Annotated in this window: 18 protein-coding genes; 6 read left to right on the top strand and 12 right to left on the bottom strand. The window is 43.7% G+C overall.

Translation table 11 applies throughout. From position 1 onward, the window contains the following. Window positions 1–23 precede the first annotated feature (23 nt). The 3 genes from NSU01_RS03910 to NSU01_RS03900 all read right to left on the bottom strand — a co-directional run bounded on the left by NSU01_RS03910 (window position 24) and on the right by NSU01_RS03900 (window position 2,862). Window positions 24–767 (bottom strand): NADAR family protein, encoded by a 744-nt coding sequence (locus NSU01_RS03910; protein ID WP_076248136.1) that lies wholly within the window; start codon window positions 765–767, stop codon window positions 24–26. A gap of 58 nt (window positions 768–825) precedes the next feature. Continuing rightward, window positions 826–1,620 (bottom strand): hypothetical protein, encoded by a 795-nt coding sequence (locus NSU01_RS03905; protein ID WP_076248134.1) that lies wholly within the window; start codon window positions 1,618–1,620, stop codon window positions 826–828. 138 nt (window positions 1,621–1,758) lie between these two features. Then, window positions 1,759–2,862: a slipin family protein gene (locus NSU01_RS03900; protein WP_076248132.1), complete on the bottom strand. Its 1,104-nt coding sequence runs from the start codon at window positions 2,860–2,862 to the stop codon at window positions 1,759–1,761. Window positions 2,863–3,257: 395 nt separating this feature from the next. Here NSU01_RS03900 and NSU01_RS03895 point away from each other — a divergent pair, with 395 nt between their 5' ends. From NSU01_RS03895 to NSU01_RS03885, 3 genes are all read left to right on the top strand, one after another. Continuing rightward, the gene (locus tag NSU01_RS03895; RefSeq protein ID WP_076248131.1) at window positions 3,258–3,440 is read left to right on the top strand and encodes a hypothetical protein; all 183 of its coding nucleotides are present in this window, start codon (window positions 3,258–3,260) and stop codon (window positions 3,438–3,440) included. Window positions 3,441–3,919: 479 nt separating this feature from the next. Continuing rightward, the gene (locus NSU01_RS03890; RefSeq protein WP_042133504.1) at window positions 3,920–4,318 is read left to right on the top strand and encodes a (deoxy)nucleoside triphosphate pyrophosphohydrolase; all 399 of its coding nucleotides are present in this window, start codon (window positions 3,920–3,922) and stop codon (window positions 4,316–4,318) included. 1 nt (window position 4,319) lies between these two features. Beyond that, window positions 4,320–7,211 (top strand): DEAD/DEAH box helicase, encoded by a 2,892-nt coding sequence (locus NSU01_RS03885; RefSeq protein ID WP_076248129.1) that lies wholly within the window; start codon window positions 4,320–4,322, stop codon window positions 7,209–7,211. Between the two features lie 193 nt (window positions 7,212–7,404). Here the strand turns inward: NSU01_RS03885 and NSU01_RS03880 are convergent, their stop codons facing one another. Beyond that, on the bottom strand, window positions 7,405–7,692 hold the full coding sequence (locus NSU01_RS03880; protein WP_083705738.1) for a hypothetical protein: 288 nt from the start codon (window positions 7,690–7,692) through the stop codon (window positions 7,405–7,407). A 457-nt stretch (window positions 7,693–8,149) separates the two neighbouring features. On the opposite strand from NSU01_RS03880, the gene NSU01_RS03875 reads away from it, so the two are divergent. Both NSU01_RS03875 and NSU01_RS03870 read left to right on the top strand, forming a co-directional pair. Next, window positions 8,150–8,338, top strand: coding sequence for a hypothetical protein (locus NSU01_RS03875; RefSeq protein ID WP_083705737.1), 189 nt, complete (start codon window positions 8,150–8,152; stop codon window positions 8,336–8,338). A 237-nt stretch (window positions 8,339–8,575) separates the two neighbouring features. Beyond that, window positions 8,576–9,055, top strand: coding sequence for a hypothetical protein (locus NSU01_RS03870; protein ID WP_083705736.1), 480 nt, complete (start codon window positions 8,576–8,578; stop codon window positions 9,053–9,055). A 155-nt stretch (window positions 9,056–9,210) separates the two neighbouring features. On the opposite strand, the gene NSU01_RS03865 is transcribed toward NSU01_RS03870, so the two are convergent. From NSU01_RS03865 to NSU01_RS03840, 6 genes are all read right to left on the bottom strand, one after another. Then, the gene (locus tag NSU01_RS03865; protein ID WP_076248125.1) at window positions 9,211–11,103 is read right to left on the bottom strand and encodes a DUF2075 domain-containing protein; all 1,893 of its coding nucleotides are present in this window, start codon (window positions 11,101–11,103) and stop codon (window positions 9,211–9,213) included. Between the two features lie 19 nt (window positions 11,104–11,122). Further along, entirely contained in the window at window positions 11,123–11,452 is a 330-nt protein-coding gene (locus NSU01_RS03860; protein ID WP_076248123.1) for a MazG-like family protein, read from the bottom strand. Between the two features lie 169 nt (window positions 11,453–11,621). Then, complete coding sequence (locus NSU01_RS03855) at window positions 11,622–12,848, bottom strand: RtcB family protein (protein ID WP_076248122.1); 1,227 nt, start codon at window positions 12,846–12,848, stop codon at window positions 11,622–11,624. A 39-nt stretch (window positions 12,849–12,887) separates the two neighbouring features. Continuing rightward, window positions 12,888–14,453: a limonene hydroxylase gene (locus NSU01_RS03850; RefSeq protein ID WP_076248120.1), complete on the bottom strand. Its 1,566-nt coding sequence runs from the start codon at window positions 14,451–14,453 to the stop codon at window positions 12,888–12,890. A 273-nt stretch (window positions 14,454–14,726) separates the two neighbouring features. Next, window positions 14,727–15,302, bottom strand: a complete 576-nt coding sequence (locus tag NSU01_RS03845) for a DinB family protein (RefSeq protein WP_076248117.1) — start codon at window positions 15,300–15,302, stop codon at window positions 14,727–14,729. 55 nt (window positions 15,303–15,357) lie between these two features. Further along, a complete protein-coding gene (locus NSU01_RS03840; RefSeq protein WP_076248115.1) occupies window positions 15,358–15,666 on the bottom strand; it encodes a hypothetical protein in 309 nt (102 codons plus the stop codon). A gap of 196 nt (window positions 15,667–15,862) precedes the next feature. On the opposite strand from NSU01_RS03840, the gene NSU01_RS03835 reads away from it, so the two are divergent. Continuing rightward, window positions 15,863–16,426, top strand: a complete 564-nt coding sequence (locus NSU01_RS03835; RefSeq protein ID WP_076248112.1) for a hypothetical protein — start codon at window positions 15,863–15,865, stop codon at window positions 16,424–16,426. Window positions 16,427–16,556: 130 nt separating this feature from the next. Here the strand turns inward: NSU01_RS03835 and NSU01_RS03830 are convergent, their stop codons facing one another. Both NSU01_RS03830 and NSU01_RS03825 read right to left on the bottom strand, forming a co-directional pair. Next, complete coding sequence (locus NSU01_RS03830) at window positions 16,557–17,171, bottom strand: type 1 glutamine amidotransferase family protein (RefSeq protein ID WP_076248110.1); 615 nt, start codon at window positions 17,169–17,171, stop codon at window positions 16,557–16,559. 149 nt (window positions 17,172–17,320) lie between these two features. Continuing rightward, the gene (locus tag NSU01_RS03825) at window positions 17,321–18,343 is read right to left on the bottom strand and encodes a carbohydrate-binding protein (protein WP_076248107.1); all 1,023 of its coding nucleotides are present in this window, start codon (window positions 18,341–18,343) and stop codon (window positions 17,321–17,323) included. Window positions 18,344–18,518 lie beyond the last annotated feature (175 nt).

Raw genomic sequence — 18,518 nt, 5'->3', positions numbered from 1 at the left:
AAGTAATGGATTGTCTACGGGGTTCAGTCCTGATCCTTATTCTTTTTCCTATATTCCTCTTGGATTCTTTTAGCCTCAGTCCACTCCTCCGGCGGAGTGAAGTACGCATCGTACTCCTTCAGCGCCTCCGGCGACTGCTGCTCTCTCCATTCCCATAAGTGCATCAAGTAATCTTCACCATACCCCATTCTCCAGCCAATGCTGAACGGCTCAATTTCAGGATACACTATCCACTGCGGCAGCAAGAATTCCGGCACATATTCATCTAATCCGTTCCTAATCTCCATCAGCAGCTTGCCCAGCATATTGCCGCCTTGGCCGTTACCCCCGTCTCCCCAGTAGGCATCATTGGCCGTATGTTCAACTAAGGTACAATCGCCTGTAGACAAAAGGATGGACTTTATATCAGGATGCTGCTCAACCTTAGCCATCAGCGCTTCTCTCATGACCTCTACCTTGCATTCTTCCCAATCGAAACGAAGCGGCTTACTCCGGTCCCGCCCCAAGCGTGCTGTCTCCATCGGCGTTCCGGCGAGCCGGACCTCTTCCTCATGCTCAGTACCTGCGAACTTCTGCGCCTGAAAATAATGCTCCGTGGTTGCCCACGCCTTGCCTTTTAACACTATGGGGTACTTGGCAAAATTAGAGAAACAACCGTAAGGCTTATCCGTTTCATAGAAGCGTATAAAGCGTTCTTCGGGATTGAGAGCCAGCAGCTTTCTTCTGTTGTCTTCAAGTATCCTCTGGATGTGTTCCGGGGTGTTCATAATGAGCGTGCCTCCTTGTCCGAATTTCATCTAAGCGTCATTCAAGTTCATAGTGAATCTACAAAAACACACCAAAATACAACTCTACCGCCTCCCGAGAATAGCCGTCTTCTCCCTGCCACTCCGCCATAGAGTTAAAATCATGACTCCCACCTTTGCGTTTCCGGGGTGTGTCCCGCGGTACCAGCAATCCGGCATAGCCCCAGATCTCCATTAACACATCCCGTTCATTCTTACTGGAGGGAATCACGTCCTTCCACCGCTTCTCCAGCATCCGCGCACTCTCATGGTCCGCACAATCCCGTATCGCTTCGAGCATCCCGGAGAGTATGGCAGTATCCTCGGTGGTAACCTCGAACTCTTCTTCTTTACTTAATAATTCAAGGTCCATCCAGCAGTATAAAAGCCAGTTCAGACGAATACCGCCCCATTTGACCCGTTCGAAATTCAGCACATTCAGATCATTATTTATATATTCCCGGTCTGACATTAATCTGTAAAAGTTACAATCCCCGCAGCTGCTATAATTGGGCCGTACAACACTCCGCTGCTCATAATTATGTACAGGTAGCGCGGAAGTCAGAGCCCAGCTTGACAGGGCGCTCCGCAAATGGACCTTCTTCGTCGACAGACTGTGCAGGAACGCATCGGCTACCCGCTCCTTGGTAATCGTCTGATGCAGCTCATGCAGCCGCAAGACAATCTTGTCATGAGTAATGGTCACAGGATCGAACATCAGGCCTTTGCTTTTGGCATAGTCGAAATCCTCACCGGCAAAGGCAGCAGGACTACTCTTCCAGCCGGCTGAGGTCCAGAAGGTGTTCATGAGGATTTTCTTTGCTTTGTTGTCCATGGGTTCACTTCCTCGGGTTTGGCTTAATCGGCTCTATAGCTTAGTTCTATAGCTTCTATGTAATTACCTGTTTTCCGGAACTTTGACTAAGCTTACTTCTCTCTATCTGCATAAAATAATAGACCGCCAGGAGGCGATCTACCTATTACTGCCGATAAGCGAGCTTAACCGCTCCAGGAGGTCTCCACCGCCGGTTACAGAGATAGAGCCGATTTTGTCGCATATTTTCTCGAGGAATTCCAGCTCCTTCAGTCGGAAAAGGGTCTGATTCTCATCCATCAGCTTCGCTGTATTCAACAGGCTGCGCGTGGAAGCCGTCTCTTCCCGGCGGGTAAGCAGGTTCGCCTGCGCCTTCTTTTCTGCGAGCAGCACGGTGTTTAGGATGTCCTTCATTTCCCCCGGCAGAATTACATCCTTCACCCCCGCCCCGAGGAAACGCACCCCGAACGCCTCTTCCTTCTCCTGGATACGGGACAGAATGAATGTGGCAACATCCTCTTTTCGTTTCAGGAGATCGTCCAATTTCAGCGTCCCGACATACTCCCGGAGCAGGAGCTGAAGCTGGATGTGTATCTGCTCGTCAAAAGCCTTCATCTCCAGAACGCGGTGCGGACTTACGATTGTGTACTGGCATACGAAATTCAGACGCAGAGTAACCTTATCTTCCGTCATCATTTCCTGGCCAACCAGATCCATCTGCTGCTGTCTCAGATCGACCGTCTTCGTCAGCACCGAGACCGGTCCCTTCCAGAAATAATACTTACCCGGTGTAAGCTCCCGCTGGAGCGTATGATCATAGAACAGGAATCCCTGCTCGTAGCTCGCGATTTCGCAGCACTGCACATACGGAGTAAGCTTCGGGATAATCGAGCGGTCGATCCCGGCAGGCAGCTCCGGCTGTCTGATATCCATATGTACGAAGGTGTGCTTTCTCAGGAGGTTCCAATAAGCATACACACCCGGCTTCAGCACTTGCATGAATTGACCATCCTCATAGTGCAGAACAATCTCATGATCCTGTACGCGTACGACATCGAGCTCCCGGAGGAGTTCATCATCCTGTAGGAACAGCTGCAGGTCTTTACCCTCGACACCAAACGGTTTGGCAATATTCAGTACTGCCACTGTATGCTGCGACCATGAGAAGTAACGGTAGGTTCCCGGCAGCAGCCGCTTCACATAACTTCCCTTATGAAAGAGCAGACCGCGCTGGTCCGCTTGAATCGTTATTTGCTTCAACATATGTATGCCCCCTTCATGTTTGACCAATGGCTGACAGAATCCCGCTGCAGCTCAGGCGGAATCACGTTTGAGACAGGCGGCCCTGCCGGGGGGTCCGGGAGGACACTTAAGCCCGAGGCTAACCCATACTTCAGCCGGCTTTCGTTCCCTTCTGTCCTTACCGTAGCCTCCCCTGCTGTCCTACTATCGGTATCCACGGATTGCAAAGCCCTTCCGCAGTAGCGCTAGACTAGCCGCCAGAGATCCTGTCCATTGGTTTGCTTACTCACAATTTGCTTCAATAGTCGCTCGATGGAAATCGAGTACTGTACCAACGTCGCTTAGAAGGCGATTAGGGAATCGAACCCCCAAAGTGACTCTTACCGAAACGGACCGTAAAGGATACCGTAACATACATGCCGGCACTGCGGGATCACCTGAGATCCCCGCCTCGTTACGCCCGCCCGGATAAGAACCGGATGTATGATGAACGCGCTCCGCGTTATCATCTTACAGGTTCTATCATCGCTGAAATCATGCTGAACGAACATGGCGAAAGTATTACGACGGGAGAAAAAATTTCCAGAGGGGAGTCTTGAACTGCATAGAAAAAAGCTCAAAGGCAGGGATGGGAAGCCTGCGCTTGAGCTTTTTTGGGGGATTCAGTTTTGGGTTTTGCTGATTCTATCTTTCCACAAATAGAAATAGGCCGCCCGGTCAAAGGTAGCGGTCCTATTTCAACGGATAACCTTTAAAAGCCTACGCCATTAAAAGCGGCTATTGCGCAGAGAGTCGTGTGTCCAGCACGGCTCTCTTTGTATTATACTTTTTTTCTGGAGTTACTGTACCACAAATCAATTCATAAAGTAAGAAAATCTCAGTTGCATTAATCTAAAACGAAATGATTACCCTCATGCTGATCTAGTCCCGCCCAAATCGCGCTGTATCTATAGAATTCTGCGGAGCCGGACCCCTTCCTCATATGCAGTATGTAAACATTAATGAAATTATACTAAAATAGTATTATCAATGCAGAATCTATAACTTTCTCATTAAGCTGCATAACCGGAGGGAACTAATGAAAAAACATATTCATGTAGTTGGTGCTGTAATCATTGAAAATGAAAAGATACTTTGTGCGCAGCGAGGAGCTAGCAAAGCATTGGCTTACATGTGGGAATTCCCAGGCGGGAAAATTGAGGATGGCGAAACACCACAGTCTGCACTAAAACGAGAGATCGATGAAGAAATGAACTGCACAATCGAAATTGGTGAAGCGATCGAGACCACTGTGTATGAATATGACTTTGGTTTTGTTCATCTCACTACTTTTTATTGCAATCTATTAAAAGGTACACCAACCTTAACTGAACATATTGCCATACAATGGCTACCTGCTAATGAATTGATGTCTTTAGAATGGGCACCTGCTGATATTCCTGCTGTTCAAAAAATTCAAGAAACACTGGGGAATTGAAATGGACAATCCCCTTCTACATTTGAACAGTTCTTTAAATTGGGCATTTATTGACCATCAACAGGATTCACCGGATAAATATAAGCCAAAACTATTAGTCAATAATAAGGACACCAATGATTACGTGCTTACACCTTTGCTAGAGGAGCTTGATCACTGTTCCTCTTTCATAATTTCTGTTGCATTTATTACGGAGAGTGGCTTAGCCACTCTTAAATCTCATTTAGCTGATCTGAAATCACGAGGAATTACTGGTAAAATTCTAACTTCCAATTATCTAAACTTTAACAAGCCAAAAATATATAGTGAGTTGCTAAAAATAACGAATGTTGAAGTTCGTTTGACAGATCTAAGTGGTTTTCATGCTAAAGGTTACGTTTTTCAACATGAAGATCATTCAACAATCATTATGGGAAGCTCTAATCTGACTGCAGCAGCATTAAAGGCCAACTACGAATGGAACGTGAAATTAACCTCATTTAAACATGGGGGCCTTCTTGGGCAGTTCCATAGTGAGTTTGAAAAGGTATGGCTAAATGCTGTTCCACTAACGAATAAATGGATCGAATTATATCAAATTCTTTATGAAGAGTTTCAGAGGGTAACCCTTAATGATCGACTAGCAATGCCCTTCACTCCTGAAAAGTTCCCTCAAGCCGTATCTGGTTTAGTCTCACCTAATAAAATGCAGGAGAGAGCACTACAAAATCTAAAAGAGTTGCGCACAACAGGGGCAGTTAAAGGACTTGTTATTTCAGCGACAGGAACAGGAAAAACCTATCTCTCTGCTTTTGACGTGAAAAGCTTTGCTCCAAGCAGAATGTTATTCGTAGTACACCGAGAACAAATTTTGCAAAAAGCTTTGGCTGATTATCAGCGAATTCTAGGCGGTGCGGACAGTGATTTTGGTATTTTATCTGGAAACAGTAAAGAAACAGAGGCCAAGTACCTCTTTGCTACAATTCAAACCATCTCTCAGGACTCGTCATTAAGCAATTTTAATCCTGAGGCGTTTGATTATATTTTGATTGACGAGGTTCACAAAGCCGGAGCACGTTCCTACCTTAAAGTCATCGAACATTTCAAACCTAAGTTCCTACTGGGCATGACAGCAACTCCAGAACGTACTGATGAATTTAATATATATGAACTCTTCGACTACAACATTGCTTATGAAATTCGCCTTCAGGAAGCTTTGGAGGAAGATATGTTGTGTCCATTTCACTACTTTGGCGTTACTGACTTTGAATACAACGGCCAAATCATTGACGATACGACTCTACTCTCCCAGTTAGTCACTGATGAAAGAGTATCTTATGTAATTGAAAAGATTGAATATTACGGTTACTCAGGGGAAGCCATAAAGGGATTGATCTTTTGTAGTCGCAGAGAAGAAGCTATCGAGCTATCTAACATTCTAAATATGAAAGGTTATCGTACAGTAGCTTTGACTGGAAGCGATAGTCAAGAAACACGGGAGCGCTGTGTAACTGATCTTGAATCAGGTAACCTAGACTATATCTTAACTGTAGATATTTTCAATGAAGGAATCGATATCCCTTGTATTAACCAAGTTGTGATGCTTCGTCAAACTCAGTCCAGTATAGTGTTTGTTCAGCAGCTAGGGCGTGGCTTACGTAAGCATCCTAATAAAGAGTTCGTCACGATCATCGACTTTATTGGTAACTATAAAAATAATTATTTGATTCCTGTAGCCCTTTCTGGAGACCAGACTCAGAACAAAGATAATATCCGTCGTCATATGAAAGACACCAGTTATATTAAGGGCATCTCAACCATTAACTTCGAAGAAATTGCCATTCAACAAATTTATCGCTCGATTAGTAATAGCAATCTTACAGCACTTAAGATTCTTAAAGAATCTTACTCTCAACTTAAAAATCGCCTTAATCGAATACCCAAACTAATGGATTTCATTGAAGCAAATTCAATTGATCCGCTTATATTCACTGATGAGCATTCAAGCTATTATCACTTTCTACAAAAGATTAAAGAAAACATTCCCATCTTATCAGAGCACGAGAAGAATTATATAGCGATGTTATCAGCAGAGATTCTTAATGGAAAACGTAAGCATGAAATTGTATTAATAAACTTACTTTTCTCTAAAGATAATGTTACTTCGACGGAGTATATGAATGCCCTTATGGAGAATGGATGCCCAACAGATTCCAGAACTATTGATTCTGTCACACGTGTACTCAACCTATCATTTTTCACAGAACCAACAAGGAAAAAATATGGAGAAACAGCTGTAGTGCAATTCGATCCATCTCAAAATTATGTTTTCCACCCAATGTTGGCTAATTCGCTAAAGAATAATATGTATTTTCGAGAAATGATCTTTGATATTATTCAGACTGCATTTCATAAAAATGAACAGTATGATTGTGGCGAACCCTTAACTTTATACAAGAAGTATTCCAGAAAAGATTCTTGTAAACTTTTGAATTGGAGTAATGATGAGGGCTCAACTATCTATGGTTATAAAACAAAACATCAGACTTGCCCAATCTTTGTAACCTATCACAAACAGGAAGAAATAGAAGCAAGTACGAAATATCAAGAAAACTTCATCAACGCAGAGGTTCTAACGTGGTCAACAAGGAGTAGACGAACACTTGAATCTGAGGAGGTTAAAACGATTCTTGAGGCAGACCGCTTAAAGATCGACCTTCATGTTTTCGTTAAAAAAGATGATGCCGACGGAACTGAATTCTACTATCTAGGTAAAGCACATCCCGATCAAGCAAGCGCTATACAGGCGTCTATGCTGGATAAGAATAATGAACCAATATCTGTAGTGCATATGAATCTGCTATTAGAGAATGCTGTGGAGAGTAAGTTGTACGGGTATTTGACTAAATCTTGAATAGTTAAAAGCTATGATGAAAATTTCCATTTCCCTATTAGGGGTCCTTCCTTCATCACTTTATTTGCTAAGGACGTAGATACAACACGTCCTTAGCTCTCAAAAATGTCCGCTTCTCTGAATCAAATTAACTCTTGTATTGTATTATTAATTCAGCGAGAAAATTCAAGTCTGTTTACGGGAATACTCCATCTTAATCCGACAGAACAGAAGGAGAAGCAAATGTATTAGCAAGTTGCATTCCATCCTTAAGCCCTTGTAGATATAGACGCTTATAAAGAACGGAGTTCTTTATAGAAAGCTTATCCTCCCAATACTCAAACTCTGGCTTACGCGCAATATCGATGGAGGCAAATAACGCTTGAAAAGCTTTGTGCTCTTCTTCAAAAGCTTGTCTAGGCTCCGATTGACGTTCAATCCTTGCGCACACCTCATCCAATCGACCTTGAATCATTTCTATAAACCATGCTGGATAACCCACACCACATCTCCCCCAATACATAAGTTCAAAAGAATTTCATATGAAAATAAGTTCTTTTTTGATGCATTTGTATATTACGTATTTTAAGACTACGTTCCTCTATATTTCTGTGTAATCACTCCACCTCGCACTGTTAATAAGCCCTTAAGATAATCAAATTGTATAAGGAAGAATTAATATATTAATGCGAATATTGAACTAAATTAAAACAAAATAATGAACAAATTAAATTCCCCACAAAATCCCATAAAGATGTCCAATATTTATTTCAACACAAACCCCAAATTTGCGAAGAAAGGGATAGAACTCTTGTAGTCTGATTATTCCTCTTCACTACTAAGCAAATCTATTTGTGCTAAACATTACATTCTTTTTTGTAGAAACATGTATAATGATGTAAAATAAATGAAGTTCTTTACGTTAACTTTAGTAAAGTTACACTATTGGAGGGGTTAATATGGAAAAAAAACACATTTCAACACTTCTAAATTATTCTCAACCTGGACATTCTAACTTGGAATTCGTAGATATTAATGTCTTAGATGACCAAGCATTATTTATTGACCCTTGCTTGATCGAAATTCAACAAGGAGCTTGGTATAAGAATGCAACTAATTTATTGGATAATTTTTTTAATGAATTCTAAAGAGCCTATCGTAATAATGACACACATAGAAAAATCGAGTTACTATCCTATGCCGGAGAAATTAATTATACCAAGTTAGGTTATGGAAACGGTGACAATGGACATGGCAATACAGCAGAAGGTCTATTAGAGACTTTTAAGAATCTTGAACAGCTGACTGTGAATATTCCGACTATAACCAAGCCTATGGACATACCAGTTACTATATCAGGCTTTAGTGAAGATGGCCTTTCTGATATGATGACCAATATTTTACACCTTCAATTAAATGAGTTTACTTTAGCGCAATTAGCTATTGCTAAAGTAGAACCTAACTCTGAAGACACTTTTAACACTTGGGATGCTGCTACTTCTGCTTGGAAAGAAGTAACTCTCCCTTGTTATCGTCATGAAAATAATAAGATTCTTTTAACCCCCAAAAATATTGTTAGAAAAAAATTTTTCTTCGGTGCAAACCAATTTTTAATGCGAGTAATTCTAGAACGTGCTAAAAAAGAAACTGCATATACCACTCCTAAGGGTAAAACTCGTTATAGGATTACTAAGAAAGACCTCAAAAATGCAATTCCAAAAGATGAGCGAAATTGGAGATATAATTATATTAATGAGAAAACTGAAAGTGACCAATCCTTCTTAAAAGATTATCATGATATCATTCCAAACCTTTACTATAATAAAGCAATGAATAATGAAGAATTAGACAATTTTATTTACTGAGTATATTGCCCTTAATTCTAACTCTACAAATGCTTTGTTAATATTTTATAAATTTTTTTCAGATAATGAGCAATAGCCCTCAATCGCTTATAAAGAGCGACGGAGGGCTATTTATATTCAAAATCTTTCTATAATTCAACATCAACTTCACTAACCTACCCCAAACCCACCACCGCCCCCTGCAAAGCCAACCGCCTCTGCAAGTACGCCTTCAGATGAGGATCAACACAGTAGATATAACACCCCTTCGTTCCCCGGGTCATTAGGGTCCGGTAGGTGTTACGAATAATTTGATCGGCCATTCGGAGCGCCTCGTCCTTATCTTTCTTATACAAGGTCTTGAAGCCTGAAAGGGACTTATCCGTCTTCGCACGCTTGAACGGGTCGGTGATGATCCGGTTGTTCTCATAGCGCATATCTTCGCCAATGATTACTCCGACATAGTCAAACTCAAGCCCCTGTGAGGTGTGAATGCAGCCTACTTGTTCGATGGATTCTGGGTCGATTGCCCAGGTCGTTGTATTGTTCAGGTTCCAGCTCATGAAGAATTGATACTGATCTAGCTGAATGTCATGAACGCCAGGATTGTTCTTGCCATCTGTCTTCCAATCCCAGCAGTATCCGGCAAGCATTCTTGCCTTATTATTGATCTGATTCTTGCTGAAGATTTCATCCCGTAATTCATTTGGGTCATCATAGAGTCGGATATCATAGTCGAAATCGAACCCATCTGCATTTGCCGTTTCACGGATATCGAGTACATCATCGAGCCATGCCAGATATCCGTCGGAGCCATTACACCTGAATTGAGAAGCCAATGTCAGTTCAGTAATATCCGCATCCATTTGTTCGGCATAATGTCTAATCTGCTCTTTGCTGCCCACATCGTGCATAGCGATCTTCTGATATTCATCAATGAAAAATACAGAAAACCGTGCAGCGCGGATAATCTCCATGGTTTGATTGATTCCTTTGTTTTTGAACAAGCCCGACTTCTCATTTAAGCGATGCGCCTCGTCCACAATCAAACAACCGAATTCATCGGGCAATGCTTCATAGTACACACCTGATCCCTTAAACAAGTTATCTATTAACGACTTTTTCACGTTTTGCTGTAGCTTTTTCATGTATACGGCACGAGGCGCACTATTCTTGGTTACATATTGGCAGACTAATTCTCGTGCCGTAAGCTCTACCAAAAGATTAATTCCGAGAACTGACTTCCCTGTCCCTGGTCCTCCTTCGACAATCAGGACCTGTTTCTTGCCCGACTGGGCCTGCTGCGCCAAATTTAACGCTTCCTCATATACTACCTTCTGATCGTCTATCATAATGAATTCTTGATTTCCCTGTAGCATACTGAGGAGTGAATCCTGCAGCGATTTAGAGGGTTTAATTTTGCCATGTTCAATGAGGTAAAGTGATTTGCTTCTATCGGTTTTTTTAATGTAGGTTGAAATAAACCCTCGTAACTTTAAAGCATCTCCCTTTGAGAAGATAGGAGCTTCCTCAATGTATTGATTGTAGACAGGGTGCAGCAGAGGATCATTATCGGCCCGTACATAGTTATGTAAATAAGCACAAGGATAGAGCTGGACCGCTTCGTTCTGCACAGTCTCGTTATATTCGCTAATTAGCCTGGCATAAGACCATGCCTGAAAAGAGGGATGCGCCGTTTTAGTCTTTGTTCCTTTAAAGCGGGTTCTAACAAGACCATCTGCATCCTCAACCGTTTCAACTTCATCCCACTGCTTAAGCTCAATGATAACGACAGAATATTGATCCTGTTCGTTCAAGCCTGTAATCATGAAGTCGACTCTTCGCGAGGTGGCTGGAATTTTATATTCAATCGCGATGCCTACGTCATCTGGAATAGTAGATGTGTTTAATACTTTATATAGATAGTTCATGGAATTGTTCCATGCGTTAATTTCACCCATGGCAACCTTGCCAACTTTTTGGACGTACTGGGTGTGAATCTTTACCGCAATCGTATCTTCGGTTACATCATTCATGAATTGCTGCTTGGTCGATTCATAGATAATCATGATGCTCTCCCCTATTCATTCACTTCCGTGTACTTTTTTGTGAGCTTCCCTTGGAGCTGGATATGGGGTATTTCTTCGCATTCTTGTCTATCTTCTGAAGGATAGCATCCTTTACATCGATTTGCAGATCATGAGCGAGCGTTAGCGTATAGATGAAAATATCAGCGATCTCGTCCTGCATGTCGGAATACTGCTGCTCTATGGCTTGCTTGCTGTTCTTCCATTGGAAGAGCTCTAGCAGTTCACTAGACTCCAGCGAGATAGAGAGAGCCAGATCTTTGGGATCGTGGAATTGCTTCCAGTCCCTTTCGTCGCGGAATTGGATGATTTTCTCGATTAGTTCGTCCATTTGTAGCACCTCATCCTGTTGTTCTATTTCAATCTTTAATACTTGCTCTGCACAAAATAATGATAGCCCAATCCTCAATGTAAATCCATGAAATTCCTAAAATTACACAGAAAAGGACTCCTGTTAATCAGAAGTCCTTATTAATCCTCAATCCCCACGCATCTCTACCTCAATCCTTATACGGATCGAACTCATTTGCCCCAGCCATACATACCCCAATCGGTTTCAGTACATACATAACCTCGATGGTCCCGGCATGCGCATCCAGCACCTCCTGAAGCTTCCGGTACACAAAAGGACTCTCATCCGCGCCTGCACCGCGCAGCTCAACACCGAAATCCCGGACCGCCTCCAGCATCTGCGCTGTCGTGATTTGGCCGCCGCTGCGGGTGCGGGTTTTCCAGTTCATTTTACCGGCCGCCTGGGTCCGGCTCATGATTCGTCCCGCTCCATGAACGGTGCTGTAGTAAGAATCTTTGCTCTCTATAGTATCCTTTCCTTTAACGATTACCGATATATCGCCCATACTGCCGCCGATAAAACCAACCTGGCCCGGTGCAGACGGGGTCGCCCCTTTGCGGACAACGACGACTTCTTTACCGTTATGTGTTTCTTTCCAGGCATAGTTATGATGGTTATGAACTTCGAGGTCCGCCTCCGTTCCCAGGATGGCTAATACTTGCCGGATCACATAATCCCTGCCCGCATAGGCGTAGCGCCCGGCCAGCTTCATGGCTCTATAATACATATCGCCAAGCTCGCTGCTCGTATCAAGCAGTACGGGCGGTTGGTCCAACTTTTCACCTGGGGCGTTAGCCAGAAAGTCTCTGCCCGCTGCCAGGTTAATGAATCCGCTCGCCGTCTTATGCCCGAACCCTCTGCTCCCGAAATGATTGGCGATCCACACCCGGCCTGTTCCCGCTTCTTCAAACAAATCTACGAAGTGGTTGCCGCTGCCGACTGTGCCTAGCTGACTCTGTGCCAAAGCTTTCAGTTTGTCGTGTTTCTGTCTGCCTATCGCCATGAAAACAGCCCAATCCGGGTCGTCGAAAAGTTCATGATCGACTCTTTCATTATTAACACGGCCTATTCCGAAGGAGATTCTCCGGGCGATCTCGTCCATAATATTCGATAATCTGGGCCGGATGTCTTCAACAGACAAGCTTGTTCGCACCGATTTATTCCCGCACGCAATATCATAACCAACGCCCGACGGGGAGATTTGCCCATCGTACACAACCACCCCGCCGATCGGCTGACTGTAGCCTTTATGATGATCTGCCATGAGCAGGGTTTGCACGACATTGCCTGTTTCCGCACACGTCTTTGCTTGAGCAAGCGCTCCACTGTCGGGATTGCCCCAGACCCGCACGCTGTCTATATTTTGATAAGCCATATCATTATTCAACTCCTTCATGATGAGTGTTGCTCAACCTTACAATCCCTTTGCCTCACGAAGCCCGGCCAGCCGTTCTTGTACCGAAGCTTCAGGCTCAGCTACTGACAAATGATTGACCGCGTGAACCAGCTGCTCCCCCCAGGATGATACGTCCCAGCCCTCTAGTGCCTTAATCGCCATGTTCCGGTTGGAGGTCACTGGACTGTTCAAGCCAGTGAGGATCAACTCTGCCCCTATCCCCTCGAACCGGTCCAAGCACTGCAGGATCACGCCCAGCTTCCTATGCGCTGCATATTCTTCGCCGAATCCCATTTCAGTTCCGGGGCCCGTGGCGATCTGCTGCAGGGGAATGTGTTCACTGGCGAATTGAACAAATCTGTGAATCCGGTCCCGGTCATCCGATCTTATTAGCTGATAGTAATAGAAATCCTCCAGCGGGTTAGCTGCAAGCTGATCATAGAGAGTATCCCAAATATCCAAGCCAAGCTTCTCTGCACACGCTATACCATAGTAAACGTCTGACATATCACTGCTGCTAACGGCATCCATAACCATACTGTTCCATTTGGTGTCGGCCATAATCAACTGGCAAGCCTCCCGCATATCGCTTCTTAGCTGCTCACTCCAACCTGAGGACATCCGAGCGGTCCACTTCTCCTCATCCTCCGCCAGGAAGTCGTGAATGCTGAATAGTACTGACAGATGCTTTGCCGTTGTCTCTGCCTCCTGGACAAGCCTCACATAATCCCATAACACCTGCGGGGCATACTCATAATCGTCAATATTCTCTGCCGGCCCGCCATTCAATAACGCTTCAATGATATCGGTTGCCCCATTAAATAATGCGCCATCTACCCGATCAGCCGAAAGTGCCTCCCGCAAATCACCATTTCTTGCACAAATACAGGCTAAATATTCGTTCATGACGTTGTTGTAGCACCCTTCCCGCAGCAGCCAATCTTTGATCTCCTGACTGGCAGGCTCAAGTCTCTCGACGATATGTATTTTCCCCCAGCCATGAACCTGCCCAGCGAGTTCAAATAGAACTTGATTGCTATCCTCCATTCCATTATGAATCGCAACTACGGCATATAGCGTAAATTCCTCGTGTCTCCCAAGCGTTAGAAGCAGTTCCTTTACTTGCCCGTTCTGAAAAAGGCCCAGCATTGCAATGCCGAATTTGACGGCATTCCGGTGTGCTGCATGCTCTGCGAGCCATTTTGCCTCCATGAATACAGCATCCGGCTGAATGCCGGGCTGCTTGCGCACCTCATCTAGAACGGCGTCGATCATGCCGCCTACATCTATTTTCACAAGCTTAGCATATAGGGCCTTTCTGGTTGAACGCTTAGGCTTCCTGGATTGCTTCGCCAGCAGCTGAACGAGCTCCCGTGCTTCATCCGTCATCTTAGCAGATCCGCCATGATGACCAAAAGCTCCATCTAATCCGCCCGCTACCCATCTAATTTTGTCCCCGGACCAGAATTCTTCGTCATCCGGCAGCGATCCGTCCACGGACTCTCCTTGCTCCTTAATATAAGCGTAAATGGAGGTTCTACCCTCCCATAACGGCCGTTTCGCTCTTTCGAAGAATATAACCATCGTTCACCACACCTCTTCCTATACTTCCTGCGATACCAATAGCACAACTCAATGATTATAAGCGGCTGCATTATCATATCAACTTCTATATCTATATTGGTTTATTTTGGGAGCGGCGAACATGGCGAAAGTATTACAACTGGGCATATAATTTTTATAACCAAACAGAGGACAGGCTTGTTGGCTTCGGGCTCTCCCCTTCCCCATACATCCGATCCTCACTCTTTTAGCGTCAATTCTATTCACTACACGGATTTCTACAATCCTGGCAGTTTAATCGCCCAGCCCCTCCACCCCTGTATACTCATCCATAACCTTTTGCATTTGTACAATGTGGCGTTTAGCATGTTGACACAAAAAATAGATATATTGATAAACATCAATCTTGCCTAAGTTGTTTACGGTCATTGTAGTTTTATAAAGTATTCCCTCTCCGTTGTTCATCTCTTGCAAAAGCTCTTTGCATTCGTTAATTTGATTATCTAGTAATGCTCTTATTTGTCCTAATTCTTGTTCACCCTTAGGCTCCATATGTTCTGGTCTGATCCAATCAAAAGACTTATGTATAGCTATCGCTTCAAGTTCTTGTAAATTAATTTGGCTTGATTCTATTATTGTATTCAAGTCTTTCTTTGTTGATAGTTCAATTGCTTTCCGAGTCCCTTTTCTTATTAGGATCAATAAAAAGTGATTGGTTAGTGTTACATGCTCTAATATTTGTTCAATACTCCATCCGGTCTGAGGTTTAAAGGATAGTTCTTCGGGATTTAAAGTAAACCAGTGTTGGTAGTCACTTAATGTTTGAGATAATTCCTTATCTATAACGTTAATCGCTTGGTTTATATTCATGTTTACACCCGCTTTCGAGTTATCTATGAATTGCCTTACCTTCTAAAATTTCATACTACACAAACCCATCCTCAGGCTCCCCCACCTCAAACCCTAACACTTTAGTTGCTTCTGATTTAAACGCTCCAATCCAAGAATCCCAATCACTCTGATTCATCTGAGCATAAAATGACAATCCACTTGGCTCAACGGATGCCTGAATATAAACATCCTCATCTTCCTGCCCAAACCAGTGTGGAATCCCATCTATGTACCCTCTCCAACCAGGCATACGCTCATAAATATTAGCAACTGTATTCCATACTTCATCAGGCAGATGAGCCCAAATATTCAGATTACAATGATGAGAGGTTATTTCATTCATTTCCCTTCCCCCTTAGCCTTACAACATATACAAAATAAACCTTACGCACTTCAATCACATCGTACCATATGTTGGAATTCTCCTCCTATCATTCGGGGCTCAATCGAGTTAATTATCCCCTTGCAAATAGGATTATTTTTCTATATTTTTAAATATAAAGTAACCATTATAATAAAATAAAAAAGGATACTCACTAATGAAAAACAAAATGTTATTACTTCTTATATTGTTATCCGTGTTGTTTGTAAGCTGTGACATCAAAATTGTAAATGAGCCTCAGGCGGAGGAGCTTTATAACCCTCCATCAATCCAGTTAGAAATTGCAGTTGTTGGTGATATTCCTTTTGATAACATTAGAAATCTAAGCTACATACCCAAAAGCCTCAAAGATATTATTGAAGATCATAATATAAATTATGATGGCTTAATCATTGCAAAGGATTATCTGGCTGAAGCAGCCAAGCAGGAATATAAAGATTTTTTCAGTAACATAACGTATCCGGTATTTTTCATGGGGACTGAGAATCTACTGGTGAATGTATTTCATGACGACAGATTAACTCTTGAATCTGCAAGAATAAATGGTTTTGGAGCTCATGTATCCGGATTTGTTCTATTAGAGGGCAAGTTTCAGCAGTGGGGCTTGTACTTACCAAATAACCCTACTGAACAAGATATGAATAGAGATATGATTTTAAGAATCTCCAATATATTAGAAGATTTCAAAATCCTACGCAGTAACATGAAAACTGCAACTTAAATTCACCCTATAGTGGAACACAACAAATCCCCCAACAACTACTTATAGATGCCCAGAAGATGTCCTGCCATCCTTCCCAGGCAAACAGAAAAACCCTCTCCGTAAAGAGAGGGCGCTTCATTAACTACTCTTATCCCATCAACTCATAGAAATACTTAGCTTCCTGGGTCTTGTAGAGACTATACCAGGCCTTCAGTTTTTCTGGAGCCATTACATCCAGGGCTTTCAAGACATGTACAGTGAATTCTAGCGGCGCTATTCCAGAGGCAGTGATCAGCTTGCCATCCGTTACAGCAGACTGCATCTGGTAGAGCTCTTCGCCGGTGTACGCGGGACAGATCATTTTGAGGTACTCCAGATCATTGCTTGTATGCGGGCGTGAATTCAATAGTCCAGCCTGGGCAAGTCCCATTGTAGCCCCACAAATCGCTGCCACTAATATATCTTCCTGTATACATCTCTCAGCAAGTTGGAGAATGGGCTTGTGGATGGCTTCGGTCCATGTCTCTCCACCGGGTAGAATCAAGGCATCTGTGCTTGTAATGCTGCACTCACCCACCGTGATGTCAGGCATTATTGCCAGTCCGCCCATGGTAGTGATAAGCGTCTTCTCATTGGCTACGGTTACTATTTCAGTGGGGGCTTGCCCCTTCTTGTAATACCTTCCCGAGTTCAGTTCGGCAGTTAAGTACCCTATCTCCCAGTCTGCCATGGTGTCGAGCACATATAGATATACCTTATTCATTTATACTTCCTCCTTCAAGTCCTTTCCTGTATTATAAAATAGCTTCACTGACAGCTGCTGTCAGTGAAGCTATTTTAGCTGAACATATAACAAAGACGCTGCAGGAATCCCCGAGCGTCTTTTTGTCTTCTTTTATGAAGATAACCCTATTAATTCTTCCCCCCATACCCCTTATATGTAGCATAAACGGCATTGGCATATTGATCTGCCAGGATAGGACGGCCATAGGAGTCGGTAGCGCCCGGATACCAGTTGTCGCCTCCGTTATAGTGCAGCAATCCGTTATAGATATCTCCGAATCTGACAATCTTCTCATTCAGGATCAATGCGCCCAGGTATACCTGATCCTGTTCGCTGCTGTGATTATACGCGCGGCCGAATTTGGCGCTGAATTGTGAGGCATAGGCACCCCGGGTATTAGGTTCGACCTGCATCAATCCGTCGCCGGCGGATGGGCTGCCCGGCAGGCCTGCTCCGAAGCTGCTCTCCTTCTTAATCACCGCACTCAGCAGCAGTGCGAAATCTCCACCCTTGCCATAAGCATTGTCTGCATTCACGACATAGGTCCAGATTTGGCTGGGAACCTCGGCAGGTTTGGTTACCGAAGGAGGCTGCGAACCGGTATAGATCTTAACCGAAGTCATCTTGTCATTGACACTGTCGCCAACCCAGGAGGAATCTGCTGTATAAGTCCATTTGGTTCCGCCAAAGTTATCATTCTCATAGACTTCAACCGTCCAGCCGCCGGGAACCTTAAGCGAAGACATCCAGTCATTCGGAATGCCTGCAGCATTCAGCTGGGACAATACATAATTGCCTACTCCCAGGGTTACCGCCTTCCCGCCATAGTTGATATCTGCATAGAATGTGACTCCGTTTGTTGCTGGGGGTGTGGTTGGTGTAGGTGTAGGGGTCGGTGTTGTTGTTGTTCCGCTCTTCCATAGTGCAGGAACATTAGGCGGCTCCCAGCCTGTGAGGGAAGTATGGGCCTGAAGACAGGTATAGGTACTTCCGCTATAGGTTACTGTATCATTTACTGCATAAGCCGTATTAGGAGCCCATGCTCCTCTGGCGGCCGCGTTTGCCTGCGGTAAGGCTGTGAAGAACAGGGACAGGAATATGGCTGCAACTACCAAAAGGGATAAGGCTCTGGCTGGAACTTTTTTAATCAATCACTTAAACCTCCTTTATTTAATTTACCGGTTTCGCCCATTAGGCGAACCACAGGTATATTGTATTGTCGTTTGTGAAAATAATTCCATCAATTTTACTCCCCAACCCCTTGCTGTAATGACAAATTCCGCGTTTTCATCAACACAGCTTCCTGTAATGATGCTATCATGAAAC

It is taken from the genome of Paenibacillus sp. FSL H8-0259, from assembly GCF_037963255.1.
GTDB classification, from domain to species: Bacteria; Bacillota; Bacilli; order Paenibacillales; family Paenibacillaceae; genus Paenibacillus_AQ; species Paenibacillus_AQ phytohabitans.
The sequence above is the reverse complement of the archived record's forward strand: the minus strand, read 5'-3'. Positions and strand labels throughout refer to the sequence as shown.

Excerpts from the sequence above, each read along its gene's own strand:
- NSU01_RS03910 (WP_076248136.1), bottom strand. The coding sequence starts at position 767 with ATGAACACCCCGGAACACATCCAGAGGATACTTGAAGACAACAGAAGA.
- NSU01_RS03905 (WP_076248134.1), bottom strand. The coding sequence starts at position 1,620 with ATGGACAACAAAGCAAAGAAAATCCTCATGAACACCTTCTGGACCTCA.
- NSU01_RS03900 (WP_076248132.1), bottom strand. The coding sequence starts at position 2,862 with ATGTTGAAGCAAATAACGATTCAAGCGGACCAGCGCGGTCTGCTCTTT.
- NSU01_RS03895 (WP_076248131.1), top strand. The coding sequence starts at position 3,258 with ATGCCGGCACTGCGGGATCACCTGAGATCCCCGCCTCGTTACGCCCGC.
- NSU01_RS03890 (WP_042133504.1), top strand. The coding sequence starts at position 3,920 with ATGAAAAAACATATTCATGTAGTTGGTGCTGTAATCATTGAAAATGAA.
- NSU01_RS03885 (WP_076248129.1), top strand. The coding sequence starts at position 4,320 with ATGGACAATCCCCTTCTACATTTGAACAGTTCTTTAAATTGGGCATTT.
- NSU01_RS03875 (WP_083705737.1), top strand. The coding sequence starts at position 8,150 with ATGGAAAAAAAACACATTTCAACACTTCTAAATTATTCTCAACCTGGA.
- NSU01_RS03870 (WP_083705736.1), top strand. The coding sequence starts at position 8,576 with ATGATGACCAATATTTTACACCTTCAATTAAATGAGTTTACTTTAGCG.
- NSU01_RS03865 (WP_076248125.1), bottom strand. The coding sequence starts at position 11,103 with ATGATTATCTATGAATCGACCAAGCAGCAATTCATGAATGATGTAACC.
- NSU01_RS03860 (WP_076248123.1), bottom strand. The coding sequence starts at position 11,452 with ATGGACGAACTAATCGAGAAAATCATCCAATTCCGCGACGAAAGGGAC.
- NSU01_RS03855 (WP_076248122.1), bottom strand. The coding sequence starts at position 12,848 with ATGGCTTATCAAAATATAGACAGCGTGCGGGTCTGGGGCAATCCCGAC.
- NSU01_RS03850 (WP_076248120.1), bottom strand. The coding sequence starts at position 14,453 with ATGGTTATATTCTTCGAAAGAGCGAAACGGCCGTTATGGGAGGGTAGA.
- NSU01_RS03845 (WP_076248117.1), bottom strand. The coding sequence starts at position 15,302 with ATGAATATAAACCAAGCGATTAACGTTATAGATAAGGAATTATCTCAA.
- NSU01_RS03840 (WP_076248115.1), bottom strand. The coding sequence starts at position 15,666 with ATGAATGAAATAACCTCTCATCATTGTAATCTGAATATTTGGGCTCAT.
- NSU01_RS03835 (WP_076248112.1), top strand. The coding sequence starts at position 15,863 with ATGAAAAACAAAATGTTATTACTTCTTATATTGTTATCCGTGTTGTTT.
- NSU01_RS03830 (WP_076248110.1), bottom strand. The coding sequence starts at position 17,171 with ATGAATAAGGTATATCTATATGTGCTCGACACCATGGCAGACTGGGAG.